Origin of the sequence: Aeromonas molluscorum (assembly GCF_051376105.1) — a bacterium.
Taxonomy (GTDB): domain Bacteria; phylum Pseudomonadota; class Gammaproteobacteria; order Enterobacterales; family Aeromonadaceae; genus Aeromonas; species Aeromonas molluscorum.
In genome coordinates this window covers 1,656,565-1,675,364 of the sequence record NZ_JBPQCY010000002.1, presented here as the reverse complement: position 1 = coordinate 1,675,364, position 18,800 = coordinate 1,656,565, and the positions used below count along the sequence as shown (strand labels likewise).

Genomic DNA, 18,800 nt, shown 5'->3' with positions numbered 1-18,800 from the left:
AGAAGGGACATACATGAAACAACATACATTGCTGCTGCCCCTGTGCCTGCTGGTGACCATCCCCTGCCAGGCCGGTGGCCTCTATTTGTACGAAACGGGCACGGACGATCTCGGTCTGGCCTCCGCCGGCATGGCGGCGAGGGCTCAGGATGCGGCAGTACAGTTCATGAATCCGGCAGGATTGAGCCATCTCAAGGGACGCCACCTGACGGTCGCCGGTCAGTTGCTCTATGGGGATGCACCTTACGATCTCGATGACCCGACGCAAGAGGATGTGGATACGGTGATCGGCTGGTTTCCTGCCGCGTCTTTCTATTACAGTCAGCAGATAGATGATCGCTGGTCCTTGGGCTTTGCCACCTACGGCAACTTCGGGCTGGGGCTGGATTTTGGTGACTGGGCAGGCAAGCAGCTGGTCAAGGAGGCCACGTTGATTGCCCTGACCCTGCAACCGTCAGTGGCCTACCGCGTCGATGAACACTGGTCGCTCGGCGCCGCCCTTGGCATCAACTATGGCCTGTTTTCCCTCAAGCGCGATACGCCCCAGGGCGGGAGCAAGCTCGATGACAGCGATTGGGCCCTCAATGCCAAACTGGGGCTCTTGTATGAGTTTGACCAAGGTACCCGTGTTGGCCTTGGCTATAGCAGTCCGGTCAAGTATCACTTCGACATCAATACCCAGACGACCATCAACAGGCCCAGCCTGCCCGCCATCACGGTCGACCTGCCCCTCTCCGGCCTGGTCAACAGTCCCCAGCAGTTGATGGTCAGCGGCTATCATCAGCTCGCCCCTGACTGGGCCATCATGGCCAACCTCGGCTGGCAGGATTGGAGCGACTACAACAACCAGGTCGCGGTCTTTAATCAGGCCAACGCCTCGAAAAACCTTTATCAGGATACCTACCACCTGGCCCTCGGGCTCCAGCACAACCTGAGTCCCCAACTGACCTTGAACGGGGGTCTCGCCTTCGACTCCAGTGCCTACAGGGATCAGGACAATACATCGCTCATGCTGCCAAGCGGCAACACCCTCAGGGTGGGAACAGGCTTCAAATACGCTCTTAACGAGCAAGATGCCATCGGGGCGGGTTTTGAATATGCCCGTATTGACAGCGCCCGCGTGCAGGAGGATCACCTCTCCGGTCGCTATGACTCTCCCGCGCTCTATTTCTTTGCGGTCAACTACAGCAAGCGTTTCTGATCCGGGCAGGGATGCAGATCGCACAATGAAAAAGGGAGAGGCCTCGGCCTCTCCCTTTCGTCATCGAGTTCCGACGGGACTCAGTGCAACTTCAAGGTCGGTCTCAGTACCCGGTTGATGCGACCCACCAGCATGATGAGGCCGGTCTTGATGTAACCGTGCAGGGCGACCTGGTGCATCCGGTACAAGGAGATGTAAACCAGACGGGCGATATAGCCCTCCACCATCATGGAGCCGCGCATCAGGTTGCCCATCAGGCTGCCCACGGTGGAGAAGCGGCTCAAGGAGACCAGAGAGCCATGGTCGTGGTAGAGATAGGGCTTCAGCTCGCCACCTGCCAGCTTGGCCAGGATGTTCTTGTAAGCCTGGGTCGCCATCTGGTGGGCAGACTGGGCGCGAGGTGGCACAAACTTGCCATCGGGCTGCGGGCAAGCCGCACAGTCCCCGATCACGAAGATGTTTTCGTCACGGGTGGTCTGCAGGGTCTGATGCACCACCAGCTGGTTGATGCGGTTGGTCTCAAGCCCGGCGATATCCTTCATGAAGTCCGGCGCCTTGATGCCCGCGGCCCATACCATCAGATCCGCTTCGATAAGTTCGCCATCCTTGGTGTGCAACCCCTCGCTGGTCGCTTCGGTGATCATGGTGCCGGTGCGCACATCCACCCCCAGCTTGGCCAGCTCCTGATGGGCGGCGCCGCTGATACGCTCTGGCAGGGCAGGCAGAATGCGCGGACCCGCTTCGACCAGGCTCACCTTCAGGCTGTCGGTGGTGAGATTCTTGAAGCCATAGGCATAGAGCTGTTCGACCGCGTTGTAGAGCTCGGCGGAGAGCTCAACCCCGGTGGCACCGCCGCCGACGATGGCAATCTTGACCTTGTCCCCTTCCTTGTATTCAGTCGCGAACTGCAAGAAGCGGTTCATCATCTGATCGTGGAAGCGGTGTGCCTGGGAGGGGCTGTCCAGGAAGATGCAGTGCTCCCGGATCCCCTTGGTGTTGAAGTCGTTGGAAACTGAACCTATTGCCATGACCAGGATGTCGTAGGAGAGCTCGCGCTCGTGCACCACCAGCTCGCCATCCTCATCGTGGATAGGGGACAGCACGATGCGCTTCTCATCACGGTTGATGGCGGTCAGGCTGCCGAGCTGAAAGTCAAAGCCGTGGTTTTTGGCATGGGACTGGTAGCTCAGGGCATCGATGCCCGCATCCATGGAGCCGGTGGCCACTTCGTGCAACAGAGGCTTCCACAGGTGGGTGCGATTGCGGTCCACCAGAGTTACTTGCGCCTTGTTCTTCTTGCCCAGCTTGCGGCCCAGACTGGTAGCCAGCTCCAGTCCGCCAGCCCCGCCGCCGACGACAACGATATTGGTCATGGTGAATTTCCTCAGTCTTATTTAAAGCTAAGGGAGCCGGCGGCTCCCTTGAAGTTGAATCCATGACGTGACTGTTTCAGGCCTCTTTGAAGGCCTTCATCCGCTGCAGGTGGTGAGAGATGTTCTTGAACTTGTGACTCTCTTTCTCATCCCACACGATGTCGTAATAATTCTTCAATTCACGCTCAATGTCCGCATTATTACGCACTTCATCCTGGACGGAAAGGATGCACAGGCAATTTCCTGAGTTTTTATTACGAAATTCTGACACACATTTGGTGCCTATATCCTGATACTCCTCGGGTCGGTCGATGCGCCCTTCCATGTTGATTTCGGGGTGCAAGTTAGGGTTGAAGATGACCTGCTTGATGCCGCACAGGAAACCGATCCGCTCGCTCCAGTACCCCCCGAGGCCAACGCCACAGATGAGGGGTTTGGGATCCGAACTCATGTCGAGCTGTTTCTTCACCTCTTTGAGCAGGTGACTCATGTCGTGACGGGGATGAACGGTGCTGTAATGAACGAAGCGCACATCATCATCGATATACTGCAACTGCAGCACTTTCTCATGATTGCCAAGGCTAGTGGCATCAAAGCCATGCAGATAGATGATCATGGTAAGACCTCAGACTCTGTGTCGGTTCTATCGAAACTACCGCAGCAGACGGGCCCCACGCCACCAAAACATGCAGCTTTCTTGCTTTGGATCACGTCGCTCATCGTCGTCTGCGTCCGGCCTTGCCGTCATAAGTTGCTATTCTTCAAACACAAAAAACCACGGACGGGGTCGGCGTGAACGCCATTGCTCTGAGTTATCTGCTACTGGCGGCCCAGATGGGACTGTATGGGATCCTCTGGTCTCTGACCGCCTGGTTGGTGCGCAGCGAACGGCTTACCGGCCTGCTCGGCGCAGCCTACTCCCTCTGCTGGGCGGGTGCCCTGGCACTGTTTGCCCAGCGCGGCACCCTGCCCCCCTGGCTCAGTTACACGGGCGCCGATGTATTGGTGCTCTGTGGCTTCACCCTGTTGTGGGGCCGGGCCTACTGCTTTGATCAGGGTCGTTTTCCCCTGCGGCGCTGGTCACTGGTGACCCTGCTTGGTGTCTTGCTGCTCATCTGGGCAGGACCTGCGCCAGAGCGCATGGGCCTGCGTCTGCTGCTGCTCGCCCTCTTCTCCGGGGTCAGCAGCTTCCTGATGATCTGCTACTCGGCCCGCTCCTTGCGCCAACAGGTGGGTACGCCGCTGAGCTGGCTGATCTGCATGCTGGGGCTGGCCGCCATGCTGGCCTGGGGGGAGCGGCTCCTGATGGCGCAAAGTCTGCCGATCCCGACCCAGGATTTCGTCTACCAATCGAGCCACAACATAGCGGCACTGCTGGTGATCTGGCTCATCACCATCGCCCTGCAGCTGGGGCAGTTCTTCATGGTGGTATTGCGCAACACCCGCAAGCTCAACGAGCTATCGGTGCGCGACACCCTGACCCAACTCCTCAACCGGCGCGGGTTCGAAGCCCGATGGCAGGAGCTCACCACGCTGCCACGCTCGCTGCTGCTCATCGACGTGGATCACTTCAAGCAGGTCAACGATCGCCACGGCCACGACGTGGGCGACAGGGTGCTATGCCACCTGGCACAGATCTTTCGCAACCACCTGGGCGCACAGGCCTGTCTGGCCCGCGTCGGGGGGGAGGAGTTTGCCATCTTGCTGCCGGGGGAGGACTTGGCCAATGCCCATGGCCGCGCCGAGTACCTGCGCAGCCAGATAGCCGCCACGCCACTGCACAGCGAACAGGGGCCGCTGCATGTCACCGTCAGCATAGGGGTGGCCGCCTGCCAGGGGAGATCTCTCTCCGACCTGCTCAAGCAGGCCGATCTTGCCCTCTATCTCGCCAAGCGGCGTGGTCGCAACCGCGTCGCCTGCCAGCAGGAGCTGGCGGTGCAGATGAGCTGAGCGCCCACGGTCAGCTCACCTTCATGATGACCTTGTCACGTCAGTTGCAGATTCGGCGTGCCACTGGCTCACGTCGGCAAAACGGTCCACCGCCTCCTCGACCCTGTCCAGGCTCTGCTGCCAGAAAGCGGAGGTGCGAATATCCAGCCCCAGATGTTTTGTCACCAGCGCCTCGGCGCTCATGCGCCCCGTGTCGCGCAGCAGGGCGCGATAGGCCTGGGCCACCCCGATCTCCCCTGCCCCCTTGCGCGCCATCAGCTGGCCATAGACCCCCAGGCTGAACAGGTAGCCAAACAGATAGGGGTAGTTGTAAAACCCGAGCCCCGGGATGGCGAAGTGACCCTTGGCGGCCCAGAACAGTGGGAAATACTCCTCCAGGCTCTGCTCGTACCAGCGCCCCCAAGCGTCATCCATCAAGGCCTTGAGTCGGACACTGCCGACATAACCCTGAGCCCGCTCTCGCACCAAAGCCTGTTCGAAGTCGAAGCGAGCCGGAATATTGAGCAGGAAGGTGGCGGCGCTGTCGGCCTCCATCCAGGCAATGGCCTCGCGATCCCCCTCCTCGGCACGCTCGAACAGGGCGCTGCGCACCAGGGTCTCGGCGAAGATGGAGGCCGTCTCCGCCAATGTCATGGGATAGGCGCGCTGGCTCATGGGCAAATCCCGCAGCAACCAGTTGTGCCAGGCGTGGCCCAGCTCATGGGCCAGGGTCACCAGATTTCTCATGCTGCCTTCGTAGGTGAGAAAGACCCTCGGCTCCACGGGATCGGCAAATTTGGTGCAGTAGGCACCGCTCTGGCGATGCGGGCTCGGCGCCGCATCTATCCAGCCGCGCTCGGCCATCATGCGGGCAAAATCCCCCATCTCGGGGTCGAAGCTGGCAAAGGCTTCGGCTATCCAGTCGATGGCCTGGGCAAAGGGGATGCCCTGCCCCGGGCGCGCCACAGCGGGGGCGGCCAGATCCGCGACGCTCATCCGTTTGATGCCAAGCCGACGCCCCATCATGCCCAGCGCGCGCTGGCCCAGCTCGCGTCGCTCATAGCTGGCGTTCATCATGGCGTCCAGGGTGACGCGCTCGATGCGGCTCTGGTGGCAGGAGAGACTCAAGGCATCCAGGGGACGGCCGGACTGGGCACCTCGCTGGCGAGCCAGTTCCAGACGCCAGCCATTGATGGCATTGAGGATGGCGACCACCGTCTCCTGCTCCCCCTCCCAGGCATGGCTGATGGCGCTCTGGGCTTGCTGGCGCAGAGCGCGATCCCCGCTGCTAAGCAGGTTGCTGGCCTGAGCCAGCCCCAGCTCGCGACCTTCGACGCGCAGTCGCAATCGGCCCGCCAATTCGTTATAGAGGTTGCCCCAGGCGTGCAAACCATCGCTGCTAAGACCAATGACCAATTGCTCCGCCACAACGGGCAGCCGTCGATCGGCCAGCCGCCGCTCGTGGCGCAACCGAAATGCCTCTTCACCGAGCAGGGCATCTGCCATCAGGGCGTCGAAGTCGGCGTCCGGCAGGGTGAGCAGCAACTGCTCCATGGGAGCCAGCGTCTTGAACAAATCGGCATTAAGGGCGCGGGCACGGGAAGCCTGGGTTTTTGCCAGAGGATCCTGGGCATTCTGGCTGGCGGCACTGGCGGCCAGCACGGCAATGTTCCAGCCGATGTTGCGAATGCCCTGGGCGCGCTGGCGCACCTTGCGCAGAAATGCCAGGCGCGCCCTGGGTTCCTCACAAGCCGTCGTCAACTCGCCCATGAAATCGGCCAGCTCACCGAGCCGGCGGCGTGCCAGGGCCAAGTCAGCCTCCAGCTCCAGGCTGTCGAGACCGGGATAGATGTGTTGATTGTCCCAGCATTGGGGATAGACGCTCTCTTGGTTCATCTTTTCTCTCTGTGCAGAGTGGGCTCTTTTGACACACATTGTTAGGGAAAGGCTATCCGCAGCAGGGCCGCCGCCGGGCACGGCCCCTCATCAATTGGCAAGGGATTGCGAAGTCAGATCAAGCGCTCGAAGCGCACGATCGCCTCCTCCACGTAATTCAGGCTCTCATGCCAGAAGTCGGGCTCCCGGATGTCCGCCCCCAGGTGCTTGGCAATGAGATCTTCGGCGCTCATCCTGCCCGTGTCGGTGAGCAGGGCGCGATAGGTCTCGGCGAAGCCGCTCCCTTCCCGCACCTTCTGGGCATAGAGACTGAGGGCAAACAGGTAGCCGAACAGATAGGGGTAGTTGTAAAAGCCCACCTCAGAAATGGAAAAATGACCCTTGCTGGCCCAGAACAGATCGTCATGACGGCTGAGGCTGTCACCATACCACTGCTCCATGGCCGATTTCATCAGGCTCCTTAGCTGACTGGCCCCGACATAGCCTTCGCGGCGGGCCGCCACCAGGGAGAGCTCAAAATCAAAGCGCGCGGGGACATCGACCAGCAGCGCCGCGGCACTGTCGGCGTCCATCGAGGCGATGATGCGCCGCTCGCTCACCCCCTGGCTGCGCTCAAACAGGGCGTCGCGCACCAGGGTTTCGGCAAACAGCGAGGCGGTTTCCGCCAGGGTCATGGGGTAGTCCCGCTGCTCCAGAGGCAGGTCACGCAACAACCAGCTGTGCCAGGCGTGGCCCAGCTCATGGGCCAGGGTCGTCAGATTATCCACAGTCCCCTCATAGGTGATGAAGACCCTGGGTTCGGCGGGATTGACGTATTCGGTGCTGTAAGCCCCGGTGCGTCTGTGCTGGCTGGGGGCCGCGTCTATCCAGCCCCGCTCGGCCATCATCAACACGAAGGCCCCCATCTCGGGGTCAAACTCGGCGAAGATCTCCGCAATCAGGGCGATGGCCTGCTCAAAGCCAATCGGCTTGGGTTCACTCACCGGCGCCGGAGCATGGAGATCCCAGGGGCCGTAATCGCGCAACCCCAATGCCAGCGCCTTCGCCTTGAGGGCGCGTCGGCCGAGGCTGCGGCGCTCCCGCGTCACTCTCAAGAGGGTATCCAGGGTCTGGCGACTGATCTGACTCTGGTGACAGGAGAGATCCAGGGCATCGAGCCGGCGCTGCCCTCCCCGCTGGCGAGCGAGCTCCAGGCGCCAGCCATTAATGGCATTGAGGATGGCGGCCACCGTCTCCTGTTCCGCCTCCCAGGCGGCGCGAATGGCAAACCAGGCGGCCTTGCGCCGTGCCTGCTGCGGATGGCTGAGCAGGTTGGTGGCCTGAGCCAACCCCATGCACTCCCCTGCTATCTGTGGCATCAGCTTGGCAACCAGGGTGTCGTAGAGCTCGCCCCAGGCCTGCAGGCCATCAACCGCCAGCCCCTCCAGCAATTGCTCGCAGGCCAGACCCAGCTGCTGATCTTGCAGTTGACGCTGATGGCGCACCTGATGGGCCAGCTCGAACAGTGCCGGATCTTGCAGCAAGGCCTCGACCAACGCGGCATCGGCCTGCAACCAGAACAGAGTCACGGGCTTGGTGACTTGTGCCAGGCGCGACGAGAGCCGGCTGCTACGGGATAGCAAACGCTTGGCTGGCTCGTCGTGACCGTTGCGGCTGAGTCGGTTATAGCCATAGACGCCGCTATTGCGGGCGAGGTCAGTCAGCCCTCTCGTCTGGGCTCGAATGGTGCGCAGCAGCGCACGCAGGGCGGCAGGCTCATGGCAATGGGCCAGCTCGGCTATCAGGCATTCCAGACGGTAGAGGGCGGGCTCGGCATCGGCAAATTGCTGATCCATGGCCGGGCAATCGGGGGCGGCGAAGATGTGATCATCACGCCAGATCATGCGGTTCATAAGGCTCCTTGGTTGTTTCTCTTTGTCTGCATCCATGACACACCTCTTCTAATGAGCGGCTGGTCAGCATGCTAAGAGAAGCCCAGCCCCCTGACCAGCCCCCATATATGAGTGCCACTTGTCACCAAGAAACGCCAGCAAACAGTGCGCCCCGACCAGCGGGGCGCACAGACAGCTTATTGATTAGGGGTTGCTGAGCATGAGGACGCGCAAGAGAAGCAAGCAGCAGTCCGCCTCTCTTTTGGACGGCGCTATTTGGCGGGCTTGAGTCGGCTCACCATGCTCATCAGAACGACCAGGACCAGACCGACCAGGACGCCTATCAAGGCATTGAGCAGTGTCGGTAGCAGGGCACCCAATATGCTGCCCAGGGTTGGCAGGGTCTGCACGCTCGCCGCCGCGCCCTCGACCAGGTGATGGACGAAGGGCCAGCCATGGACCAGGATGCCGCCACCGACCATGAACATGGCAATGGTGCCCACCAGCGCCAACAGGCGCATCAACTTGGGGGCCACCGCCAGCAAACCGCGCCCCACCCCCTGACGCAACAGACTGCCACCCGGTTTCTTCAACAGGTGCAAGCCGATGTCATCGAGCTTGACGATGAGGCCCACCAGGCCATAGACACCGACCGTCATCAGCACGGCGATGCCTGCCACCACGGCGATCTGCAACGCCAGGCTGGTGCCCTGCACTGTGCCAAGGGCAATGACGATGATTTCGGCAGAGAGGATGAAGTCAGTGCGAATGGCTCCCTGCACCTTCTGCTGCTCATAGGCGACCAGATCTTCGATATGAAGATCTGCTGCGGCGTCTCCTTGCGCATCCTCACCCGCCCCATCCCCATGGGGTAAAAACTTGTGCACCAGCTTCTCTGCGCCCTCGAAGCAGAGATAGGCTCCCCCCAGCATCAACAGCGGAGTTATGAGCCAGGGGATCAAGGCGCTGATGGCGATGGCGGCGGGCACCAGGATCAGCTTGTTGCGAAACGACCCCTTGGCCACGGCCCAGACCACGGGCAACTCGCGCTCGGCGCGTACTCCGGAGACTTGCTCGGCATTGAGAGCCAGATCGTCCCCCAGCACGCCCGCGGTCTTCTTGGCGGCCACCTTGGTCATCAGGGCGACATCATCGAGTACGGTCGCAATATCATCTAACAAGGCCAACAGGCTGGTTCCGGCCATATCAGCAACTCCTCATGTCAGTGGCTACGTGGCCCTTGGGCTCACGGCAGCATTTCTTGGCCATCATCTTGCTCATCTGGGCGACATCATCGAGTACGGTCGCAATATCATCTAGCAAGGCCAACAGACTGGTTCCGGCCATATCAGCGACTCCTCATGTCAGTGGCGGGATAAGCCGTCGGTGTACAGGCGCTGTTCTTCACCATCTCCTTGGTCATCTGTACCGCATCGTCGAGCCGTGCCAACAAACTGATCCCGGGCATCATGGAAGCTTCCTCATTTCGGACAAAAGATGGCACAGTGTAACGAGAAGCCGCCGATTCGGCAGCAATCCTGTGTCATTCAGGCCTTGTGTCAGTCTGATTCAAACAACCCCCTCCCAAGGAGTTTCCATGCAACCCTGGCAACCTCTGCTCGATTTCTGGTTTGGCGATGATAGCGATGATGCCAGTCGCGCCAAACGGCAAGCCTCGCTCTGGTGGGGTAAAAACAGCGATACCGATCTCCTGATCCGCCAGCGCTTCGGCGCCCTGGCCGAGGCCGCGAGCACAGCCATGCTGGACCATTGGACCGAGGTGCCCACCGGGCGGCTGGCGTTGATCCTGCTGCTGGATCAGTTGCCGCGCAATATAGCGCGCGGTTTGCCGGAGGCCTTTGCTCAGGATCCCAAAGCCCTGGCCCTCAGCCTGGAGGGCTTGTCGCTGGGGGCAGACAAGGCGCTCTCCCCCCTGGCACGGGTCTTCTTCTACCTGCCCCTTGAGCACTCGGAGCAACCTGAACATCAGGCTCGCAGCGTCGCCCTGTTCGACGCCCTGGCCGCCGAGCAGCCCGGCCCGACCTTCGCAGGCTACCTCGATTTTGCCCGCCGCCATCAGGCGATAGTGGACAGGTTCGGTCGCTTTCCCCATCGCAACGCCCTGCTGGGGCGCCCCAGCACAGCCGAGGAGGCCACCTTTCTCAGCCAGCCGGGCTCGGGCTTCTGACAACGGCACTTCTCACCACAATAGAAAAACGGGCCAAGGGCCCGTTTTTAGTATGCATTGGATTGAACCTCGTTCAGGCCGCCTCGGGCAACGCCTCCTTCTTCTGGTAGGCCGCAGGGCTCAACCCCAGCAGCTCCTGCACGGTGGACGCCACCGTGATGGAGGAGAGGGTGCCGGTCAGAATACCCGCGAACAATGTGAAGGCGAAGCCGTGCAGGGCGTCGCCCCCAAACAGCAGCAGCGCCCCCACGGTAAAGAGCGTGGTGCCTGAGGTGATCATGGTGCGACTGAAGGTCGCCTTGATGGCAATATCGCTGCACTCATGCATCCCCAACCGGGTGCGGGAACTCAAAATGTCCCTCAATCTGTCCGAGATAACGATGCTGTCATTGAGGGAATAACCGATCACGGCCATGAGACCGGCGATCACGTTGAGATCGAACTCGATATGGAACAGGGCAAGCAGCCCCAGCGCCACCACGGCGTCATGCAGCACCGACAGCAAGATGCCGACCGCCTGGCGCCATTCAAAGCGAAACGCCAGATAGACGGAGATGGCGATAGAGGCCACCAGCACCGCCATCATCCCCTGCTGGAACAACTCGGCGCCCACCTGGGGGCCCACTATGGTGGTGCGCAGCAGTTCGACCGGCAGGCCAAGCTGAGTCGCCAGCCGATCGGCCAGCTCCTGGACAGGCATGGTCAGCCCCTCGGGGGGGAGCTTGATCAGCCACTCACCGGGAACGCCGGCCGGTTGCAGACTCACCAGCGCACGCAGAGGTTCCCCGAGCAGGGCATTGATCTCATGGGCATCCTTGAGGGTCTGGATCTTGAACTCCAGCAAGATGCCACCGGTGAAATCCAGTCCCAGTTGCAGGCCGTTGATGGCCAGCAGCCCTAGGCTGGCGAGGGTGAGCAGCACGGAGAGGCCCAGCCCCAGATAACGCCAGCGGGTCAGGCTCATGGAAAAGAAACGATGAAACATGATTAAACCCTCTGCAGCCGTTGGCTGCTCTTGCCCCAGATGGGATTGATAATGGCGCGCGTGCCCCAGATGCCGGTGATCATGCTGGAAACCAGACCCAGGATCAGGGTGATGGAGAAGCCTTGCAGCGGACCTGAGCCGATGGCGTAGAGCACCACGGCACTGATCAGGGTGGTGATGTTGGCATCGAAGATGGTGCTGAAGGCCGAGCGGTAACCAAAGTCAATGGCGCCAGCCAAACTGGCTCCCTCCCGCAACCTGTCCTTGACCCGTTCGAAGATGAGCACATGGGTATCGACCGCCATGCCGACCGTGAGCACCAGACCGGCGATGCCGGGCAAGGTCAATACGGCGCCGGGCAATACCGCCAGCATGCCCACCTGCATCAACAGGTTGGCGATGAGGGCCGAAATGGCGACCCAGCCAAACTTGCGATACCAGCACAGCATGAAGAGCATCATGCCGACCATGCCAAACACCAGGGCGCTAAAGCCCGCCTCTATGTTCTGCATCCCTAGCGTGGGGCCTATGCTGCGCTCCTCCAGGATCTTGAGCGGCGCGGTCAGGGCCCCGGCGCGCAGCAGCATGGCGAGCTCCTGAGCCTCCGGCATGCTGCCAAGCCCGGTGATGCGGAACTGGTTGCCGAGCGCCGTCTGTATGGTGGCCACGTTGATCACCTGACTCTGAGCCCGCAACTTGCCGCTGCTGGCCGTCTTGTACTCGGTGAATACGGTCGCCATGGGGCTGCCCACATGCTGGCGGCTGAACTGGCTCATCTTGCTGCCCCCCAGGGCATCGAGCACTATGCCAACCTGAGGCTGCCCCATCTCTCCCATGCTGGCGCGGGCATCGACGATGTGATCGCCGGTCAACACCGGTTTGCGATCCAGCCCGACGCTGCGTCCCTCCTTGTCGGTCATGACAAAGCGGCTGTCCGGCCTGGCCTGATAGAAGGCCAGCGACGCCGTGGCACCAATGACCTCCTTGGCTTGACGGGGGTTGTGTACCCCGGGCAGCTCGATGCGGATGCCATCCTGGCCCTGACGCTGTACCGAGGCCTCGACGATGCCGAGCTCGTTGATCCGCTTCTTGAGGATCGACAGGTTCTGGGTAACGGCATTGTTGGCGAGCAGGGTCCGCTCGGCCTCGCTCATCTTGAGGGTCAGCTGCTGGTCCGATCGGGTCAGCAGCCACTGCCCCTGGCGCACACCGCCACTCTCCTTGACGAGGCTGAGCCAGGGGGCCTGCTCTGCGCCTTCAGGCAGCACTATGCGCACCTCCCCGGTCGCTACCCGGCTCACACTGCCACCGCGCAAATGGGCTTCCCGCAGGCCGGTACGCAGGTTATCGACCAGATTCTTGGTCTGATTCTCCAGTACAAAATCGAGATCGACCCCGATCAGAAGCTGCGAGCCACCCCGCAAATCCAGCCCCAGCTTGATGGGGGTGGCGCCGAGCTGACTTATCCAGGTCGGCGCCTTGGCATGAAACTCCAGGGTCAGGGCGGCACTGTCATGGCCCTGCTGTTCGAGCAGCTGCTTGGCTCTTTGTTGATCCGCCTGACTGGCAAATACCAGCTCCAGCTTGTCCGCCGAGGCAATGGACTGTTGCAACACTATGTCCTCGCTGGCCAACAGCTTGGCATCGGCGCTGCTCAGGCTCGACTGGCCGTGCAGGCCGAGGGAGGGCTGCTCACCGAAGAAGGTGGGCAGGGAATAGAAACCGAAGGTCAATAACATCAGCAGTAACAAGGCGTACTGCCAGGCGCTGGTGCGGTTGTGCAGCAGGCGCGGTTTTTTTCTCACACTGTTCATGGCAAGGATCCAGATCGAAACAGGCATGGCGATCGCCGCGATACTCGCAGCAGACGCAGAAAATCAATCGAAATGGGGGCTGACGTCCAATGGACGAGCCCGTCGGTCAGCGAGGGCAACTGCCCTGACGTGACCGAAGATCAGCCGTGAACGGCGCTCTGGGAGAAGCGGTATTGCAGGTGTCGGCGGGAGAGCCAGCGGCGATGTATGCCCCTGAACTTGTCTCTGAAGCTGTGTTTTTGATAGAGCAACGGGAGGCAGAGCAACAGCCCCCCCAGCAGTAGCTGGGAGACGACTGCGGACCAATCCTTGATGAGCTGATAGTCGCGATCTTGCCTGTCGCCATTGTTGCGCAGGGAGTGTTCCAGTCGCTGAAGGTGACTCTGGTGGGTCCCGATAAACTTGACGGCCCCCTCCTCGGGCGCACTCACGCCATGGAAGACGCTCTGCGAGAGGGAGTGACTCTGGGGAGCGCCCACGGCATGTCCATCCACTCGAAGAGCAGAAAACAGCAGCATGAAGGCGATGAGCAGGCTCATCACTATCCATTTCACTGTGTTTGGACGATGGGACGACATAAGGCTCCGAAAAAAGTGTGAGCTGGCGCCCACTGCTGGCAAGCTATCACAGGGGCCCGCCAACGGCAAGGGGGACAAGTTCAGGCCCCTTGCGTATGCATCACAAACCAGGCTACTGACCCCGGGTCATCTTCTCAAAGTCGCCTACATAGCCTTTGAGCAAGCTGTAGAGGTGGGCCCGCTGCTTGATGTCGAGGGACTGGCTCAGCTCGCTCAGCCAGTTGACGGTGCGTTGGCGCGACTGTTCGGTGTAGCCGGTGAAGCGGCCATCCATCAGGCCATCTCCCTGGGCCAGCAGCTTGGTGAGCCGCTGCTCGAAGTCGGGGCTGGCACGCTCCCTGAGCAGCTGATCCAGCTCGCCGATCCAGACCCTTTGGTACTCTATCCAGGGAGGCATCATCTCGTATTGCCACTCGACCCAACGTGCCACCAGGGGCGCCTGGGCCGGCTTGACCTCTCCGATCCAGAACACCAGTCGCTTGTTCATCTTCTCGGTCGACTCGCGCAGCACCTTCTCTTTGGGATCCTTGGCAAAATCGTCCTCTCGCTCCTGTTGCCGCGCCAGCCGGTCTTTCATGAAGGTGTTGACCTGGGCATCGGTCAGGGTGCGAGCCAGCCGCACCGCCCGCGGTATGGTGTTTGCCAGGGTACGGGTCAGGCTCTGCTGGGTGGCCGCCAGATGTCGGGAGACCTGCGCGGGCGTCATGGGGCTTGCCACCGCCTTGGCCAGGGCGTCGAGATCCTTGGCATAGCGCGGCAGCTCTTGCTGGCGATGCCAGCTCATCAGCCCCTTCACCTCGTTATCAAGCAGCTTCTTCTGGCTACTGCTCAGGGAGAAATAGTCGTCGAGCTGCCAGACGATAGCCACATCGAGCCAGTAGTAGATGACCCGGGTCGAGCAACCGACCAGCAGCAGACAGGCCAGCCCCGCCAGCCAGAGTCGTGTTTTCTTGCGCCAAGGGTGTGTCATCAAGATGGGTTACTCCAATCGTTGCCGATGATGGGCGACCAGGTCCGCATAGGCCGCATCGGGTGTCTGTTCGGCCATAAGCTGCGCCCACAACAGGGCGATGTAATCGACCCAGGGCAGGAAGGCCGCCCCCTGAAAATCCAGGGGACCTGACGCCCGGCCCTGGCCAAGCCGTTCAATTTCTTCAAGATAGCAGGCTTCAAGCGCTGCCATCTCCTCCAGACCCCAACCATGGGTGCGCACTATGCTGGCCAGCTCGAAACCGGGGTGACCGGCGGCGCCATATTCCCAGTCGATGACCCAGGGTTGTTCCCCCAACAAGTTAGCCGGATTGAGATCGTGATGGCAAGGGAGCCAACAGCCGTCCGGCTCCCGACTGGCGAGCAGGGGCGCCTCCAGCTTGTCGAGCCAGCCAGGGGGAGCCTTGAGCCTCTCGCGATAGCCCCGGGCATGGGCGCGCACCGCCATCCTGACTGTCGGCAGCGGCAGTTGATGAAGCCGAGCCAGCAACCGAGCCAGGGCGGGCAATGCCAGGCTTGGCGGGAGGGGGGCCTGCGCCCAGCTCGGCGCCTCGCACCAGTCGAGCAGCAGTATGCCCCGTTCGGGATCCCCATAATGGCAAGGCAGCGCGAGTCCGGCGGCCATGGCGCCCCGATAGAGCTGCCACTCGGTCGCCCTGTCGATGCCAAGGCGTACCGGATCCGGGTGACCCAGACGCAAAAAGTAACTGCGCCCCGAGGGGAGGCGCAGTCGATAGTTGCAATTGGTCAGCCCTAGCCCCAGTGGCTCGAGCCGCCCTCCTCGCCAGGGAGTGGGCAGGCTCGCCAACAGGCGCTGCTGTTCATCACCAGCCAAAGGTCGATGTCTTCGCCTGTTTGCGGATCTCTTTCTGATCGGCCCACTGCAGCTCGCCGCTCTCCAGATCCATCAGGTTCATGGTCATCTGGTAGTAGACATCCTTCACCTTGCCGTTGTCCTTGACGATGCTGCTGAGGTTGCCATAGACCATGTAGCGGGCGCCGGTCTGCTTGCCCAGCCGTACCATGGCGACGGGATCCACCATGCCGCTGCTCTGCTGATATTCGAGCTGCTGCTTGACCGCGGTCACCTTGCTCATGTCAACGAAACGGAACTTGCCCGAGCGCAGCAACTTGGTGCGCATGGTGTCGGTGATGGCCTCGGTGTCGATATGCTCCGAGGTCTTGTTGCGGATGGAATCCATGAACATCACCGGACGACCGCCTGCGGTGATCTCACTGGTGGCCGGCGAGCTCAGCATGGAGTCCGCCATCTTGTCGGCGATGGCCTGCAGATCGCTCGAGCCATAATCCACCGTGACCGTCTCTGTGGCCGTGGCATCGCCGTAGCTGACCGTGGTGCTGGAACAGCCGCCCAGCAGCAGGCCAGCGGCCAGGATAAGCAAGGCATGATTCATCTTCATCGATTCGTTTCCTCAATCACTAAGTACATGCAAGGTGCCTGCACGCTTGGGCCGACACCTGAGCCACCGCCGACCGACGGCGGGGCTCGTCAGTTCGATTCTTCAATCACTTCACGGACGGAGAGCCGATAACCCTTCACATCCATGGTCGGCGCCAGGGCCGACAGAGTACGCGTCTGCTGACCATGGAGCATGAGCGGCGTCCAGCCGCGCCCGTCAGACGCCACCTCCTGGCCGCTGGCATCATACCAGTAGAACAGGTATTGCAGATGGTTGTCGCCACTGCGCTGATTGGTCAGCTCCACATTGATCTGCATCAGGCCATTTTGCTGGCGCCTGGTCAGCTCGCGCAGGGCCAGATCCAGGCTGCTGTTGTCCACTTGCACCTTGGCCACGCCACCACTTGGCGCCGACAGGGCAACACCGCTGGTGTTGGTGGCACACGCCGACAGCAGCAGGGCGAGGCCGCAAGCCAGAACGATTCGTTTCATCTTCTACTCCTCACATGAATACCTCATCGACCGCCAGAAAACCGGCCGAGTCGGTGCTTTAGAGCGTCATCACTCGCGTATTGAGATTGGCACCGAGCCGGTTGACCCACACCAGGGTGGTGTGGCCGGCGCGCACCTCGATGGGCAAGGTCTTGCTCACGCTGCCCGCTCCCAGATCCAGGCTCTGCCGACCCGCAGGCAGGCTGGTTTCCCAACCAGAGGCCTGGGCTGGCAGGGTCAACCAGCTGCGGGTATCGGCCCGCTCAGACAAGGTGTTGAAGATGCCGACCAGCAGATTGCCCACATCGCCCCCCTCCTTGGCAGCGCTGCGGCGCAGCTGCTCCTTGGCGGCCAGACGCAGCGCCTGACGGCTCAACATGGCGGGCAGCCGCTCCTGCAGATCCTTGGCGGCCAGGGCCTCGAGTCGTACCAGGGGCACCGTGCTGCCCCGGTGATTGCCCACGCCGACCTTGAGGGGCCCCACCTCGGCGCCGCGATTATCGTAGTAGGGAATGGCGACCGTAAAGGTGCGAAAATCCCCGCTTGAGGTAAAAAGTGGCAGCGGCAGAAAGAGTTCGCGCCGAGCCGGGATCAAGCCATCCTCGAACAGCACGACCACCCGGCCCTCCCCCCGCTCCAGGGGAGGTGCCTTGCGGCCGACACGCTGCTCGGTGGCCGCCAGCTCCTGAGGTGAGCCGCGCAGCCGTGCCAGACGCAGCATGGCTTCCTGCAGAGCGGGGTTGTCCGGGGCAATCTCCAGGCCGCGGCCATAATCGACCCAGGCATCGTTGAGATCCCCGCTCGCCTCATAGAGCACCCCGGACAGATAGAAGGTGTAGGCATTCTGGAAGCCATTCTTGACCTGGCCTGTGAGACGGTCGAGATCCGGCGCCCGCGACAGCGCCTGACGCGCATTGGCCTCTTGCTTCGCCTTGGCGACCTCAGCACCCCGCTCGCGCAGCGCCCGCTCCTGCACCTGATTGGCGCGGCGCACCTCAACCAATGCCCCCTCCAGATCCCCGCGCTGCAAATAATCCAGCGCCAGATAGTGGTGCAGCATGGTGCGTTCATAATCCGGCGTCTGATAGCCCAGAGTCTGATCGTTGGTCAGCAGGCTGCCAGCCTGGGCCAGTCCCTGACTCACCCGAAAGCGTGCCTGCTCATCTTCGGCCTGGAGGGCCAGGTCCGCCGCCTCCCAGGCCTTGCGGCTTTGCGGCTCCTGATTGGCGAGCAACGCGATGCGTCCCAGCTCCAGCCGACTGAGCACATAGCCGTCATCGCCGGGCTCCAGTTCACGCACCTCCTCGATGGCATCGAGTGCCTTGCCTTGCAGCAAGGCGTTGCGTACTGGGGTCATCTGTACCGAGTAGGAGACGAACAGGTCTTGCCAGCTGGCGCAGCCACCCAGCCCCAAGACGGCGCAGAGCAGCATGGGCCGCAGCCCGGTTAACCCCATCCTCACAGCGTGAGCAAGGGGCCCAGGGGCTGGCCGCCGACCAGATGCATGTGGATGTGGTACACCTCCTGCCCACCATGGCGGTTGCAGTTCATGATCAGGCGATAGCCATCCTCGGCAATGCCCGCATCAAAGGCCAGCTTGCGGGCCACGGTGAACATGCGACCAAGGGCCAGCTCGTGCTCGGCCTCGACGTCATTTACCGTCGGGATCAGCACATTGGGGATGATGAGGATATGGGTCGGTGCCTTGGGGAAGATGTCGCGAAAAGCGGTGACCAGATCATCCTGATAGAGGATCTCTGCCGGGATCTCCTTGCGGATGATTTTGCTGAAAATGGTTTCATCGGCCATGGATAACTCCTTGCGTTAAAAAGAAAAATTTAGAATGAGACTCCAAGGAACCCCTTTCATCTCACCGGGCTTCGCCAAGTGTGACACAGGGCGATTTTTGCGACAGCCATTGTCACAAAGCCTTCAGTTATTGTTAAAAATACCGATAGCGAGAACGGTAAGGATCCCCCCTCTCCATCACGAAGTCCGTAGGGTAACAAAAGGACGGGGGATTCAGGCAAGGGACTTTTGCATCACAGCGGGACAATAATGAA

19 protein-coding genes are annotated in these 18,800 nt (G+C 61.4%); 3 read left to right on the top strand and 16 right to left on the bottom strand.

The window, feature by feature from the left end:
• The first annotated feature begins 13 nt into the window (after positions 1-13).
• Positions 14-1,201: an OmpP1/FadL family transporter gene (locus ACSMDR_RS18250; RefSeq protein ID WP_436469164.1), complete on the top strand. Its 1,188-nt coding sequence runs from the start codon at positions 14-16 to the stop codon at positions 1,199-1,201.
• Positions 1,202-1,281: 80 nt separating this feature from the next.
• Here ACSMDR_RS18250 and ACSMDR_RS18245 read toward each other — a convergent pair whose 3' ends face one another.
• Positions 1,282-2,574 carry an NAD(P)/FAD-dependent oxidoreductase gene (locus tag ACSMDR_RS18245; RefSeq protein WP_436469163.1) on the bottom strand — a complete coding sequence of 431 codons (1,293 nt, stop codon included), beginning with the start codon at positions 2,572-2,574 and terminating at the stop codon, positions 1,282-1,284.
• A gap of 76 nt (positions 2,575-2,650) precedes the next feature.
• Entirely contained in the window at positions 2,651-3,190 is a 540-nt protein-coding gene (gene ycfP / locus ACSMDR_RS18240) for an alpha/beta hydrolase YcfP (protein ID WP_005899037.1), read from the bottom strand.
• 176 nt (positions 3,191-3,366) lie between these two features.
• Between ycfP and ACSMDR_RS18235 the strand changes: the two genes are divergently transcribed.
• Positions 3,367-4,524: a GGDEF domain-containing protein gene (locus tag ACSMDR_RS18235; protein ID WP_436469162.1), complete on the top strand. Its 1,158-nt coding sequence runs from the start codon at positions 3,367-3,369 to the stop codon at positions 4,522-4,524.
• A 21-nt stretch (positions 4,525-4,545) separates the two neighbouring features.
• Here ACSMDR_RS18235 and ACSMDR_RS18230 read toward each other — a convergent pair whose 3' ends face one another.
• The 5 genes from ACSMDR_RS18230 to ACSMDR_RS18210 form a co-directional block, all read right to left on the bottom strand.
• The gene (locus tag ACSMDR_RS18230; RefSeq protein ID WP_436469161.1) at positions 4,546-6,399 is read right to left on the bottom strand and encodes a M3 family oligoendopeptidase; all 1,854 of its coding nucleotides are present in this window, start codon (positions 6,397-6,399) and stop codon (positions 4,546-4,548) included.
• A gap of 113 nt (positions 6,400-6,512) precedes the next feature.
• Positions 6,513-8,291 (bottom strand): M3 family oligoendopeptidase, encoded by a 1,779-nt coding sequence (locus ACSMDR_RS18225; protein ID WP_436469160.1) that lies wholly within the window; start codon positions 8,289-8,291, stop codon positions 6,513-6,515.
• A 251-nt stretch (positions 8,292-8,542) separates the two neighbouring features.
• Positions 8,543-9,475 (bottom strand): DUF808 domain-containing protein, encoded by a 933-nt coding sequence (locus ACSMDR_RS18220; RefSeq protein ID WP_436469159.1) that lies wholly within the window; start codon positions 9,473-9,475, stop codon positions 8,543-8,545.
• 1 nt (position 9,476) lies between these two features.
• On the bottom strand, positions 9,477-9,617 hold the full coding sequence (locus ACSMDR_RS18215; protein ID WP_005901466.1) for a hypothetical protein: 141 nt from the start codon (positions 9,615-9,617) through the stop codon (positions 9,477-9,479).
• A gap of 1 nt (position 9,618) precedes the next feature.
• Positions 9,619-9,741: a hypothetical protein gene (locus ACSMDR_RS18210; RefSeq protein WP_269077636.1), complete on the bottom strand. Its 123-nt coding sequence runs from the start codon at positions 9,739-9,741 to the stop codon at positions 9,619-9,621.
• A 126-nt stretch (positions 9,742-9,867) separates the two neighbouring features.
• Here ACSMDR_RS18210 and ACSMDR_RS18205 point away from each other — a divergent pair, with 126 nt between their 5' ends.
• On the top strand, positions 9,868-10,458 hold the full coding sequence (locus tag ACSMDR_RS18205) for a DUF924 family protein (protein WP_436469158.1): 591 nt from the start codon (positions 9,868-9,870) through the stop codon (positions 10,456-10,458).
• Positions 10,459-10,531: 73 nt separating this feature from the next.
• On the opposite strand, the gene secF is transcribed toward ACSMDR_RS18205, so the two are convergent.
• From secF to hinT, 9 genes are all read right to left on the bottom strand, one after another.
• Positions 10,532-11,443, bottom strand: coding sequence for a protein translocase subunit SecF (secF, locus tag ACSMDR_RS18200; RefSeq protein ID WP_436469157.1), 912 nt, complete (start codon positions 11,441-11,443; stop codon positions 10,532-10,534).
• Positions 11,444-11,445: 2 nt separating this feature from the next.
• On the bottom strand, positions 11,446-13,257 hold the full coding sequence (secD, locus tag ACSMDR_RS18195; protein ID WP_436469156.1) for a protein translocase subunit SecD: 1,812 nt from the start codon (positions 13,255-13,257) through the stop codon (positions 11,446-11,448).
• Positions 13,258-13,397: 140 nt separating this feature from the next.
• Complete coding sequence (locus ACSMDR_RS18190; RefSeq protein WP_005901471.1) at positions 13,398-13,796, bottom strand: hypothetical protein; 399 nt, start codon at positions 13,794-13,796, stop codon at positions 13,398-13,400.
• A gap of 151 nt (positions 13,797-13,947) precedes the next feature.
• A complete protein-coding gene (locus ACSMDR_RS18185; protein ID WP_436469360.1) occupies positions 13,948-14,811 on the bottom strand; it encodes a DUF6279 family lipoprotein in 864 nt (287 codons plus the stop codon).
• A gap of 3 nt (positions 14,812-14,814) precedes the next feature.
• Positions 14,815-15,660, bottom strand: coding sequence for a phosphotransferase (locus ACSMDR_RS18180; RefSeq protein ID WP_436469155.1), 846 nt, complete (start codon positions 15,658-15,660; stop codon positions 14,815-14,817).
• Positions 15,650-16,246, bottom strand: coding sequence for a penicillin-binding protein activator LpoB (gene lpoB, locus ACSMDR_RS18175; protein ID WP_436469154.1), 597 nt, complete (start codon positions 16,244-16,246; stop codon positions 15,650-15,652). The genes ACSMDR_RS18180 and lpoB overlap by 11 nt, the downstream gene beginning before the upstream one ends.
• An 89-nt stretch (positions 16,247-16,335) precedes the next feature.
• Positions 16,336-16,737 carry a YcfL family putative periplasmic lipoprotein gene (locus ACSMDR_RS18170; RefSeq protein ID WP_005901481.1) on the bottom strand — a complete coding sequence of 134 codons (402 nt, stop codon included), beginning with the start codon at positions 16,735-16,737 and terminating at the stop codon, positions 16,336-16,338.
• A gap of 58 nt (positions 16,738-16,795) precedes the next feature.
• Positions 16,796-18,193, bottom strand: a complete 1,398-nt coding sequence (locus ACSMDR_RS18165) for a COG3014 family protein (protein ID WP_436469153.1) — start codon at positions 18,191-18,193, stop codon at positions 16,796-16,798.
• 2 nt (positions 18,194-18,195) lie between these two features.
• Positions 18,196-18,546, bottom strand: a complete 351-nt coding sequence (gene hinT / locus ACSMDR_RS18160) for a purine nucleoside phosphoramidase (protein WP_005901483.1) — start codon at positions 18,544-18,546, stop codon at positions 18,196-18,198.
• Positions 18,547-18,800 lie beyond the last annotated feature (254 nt).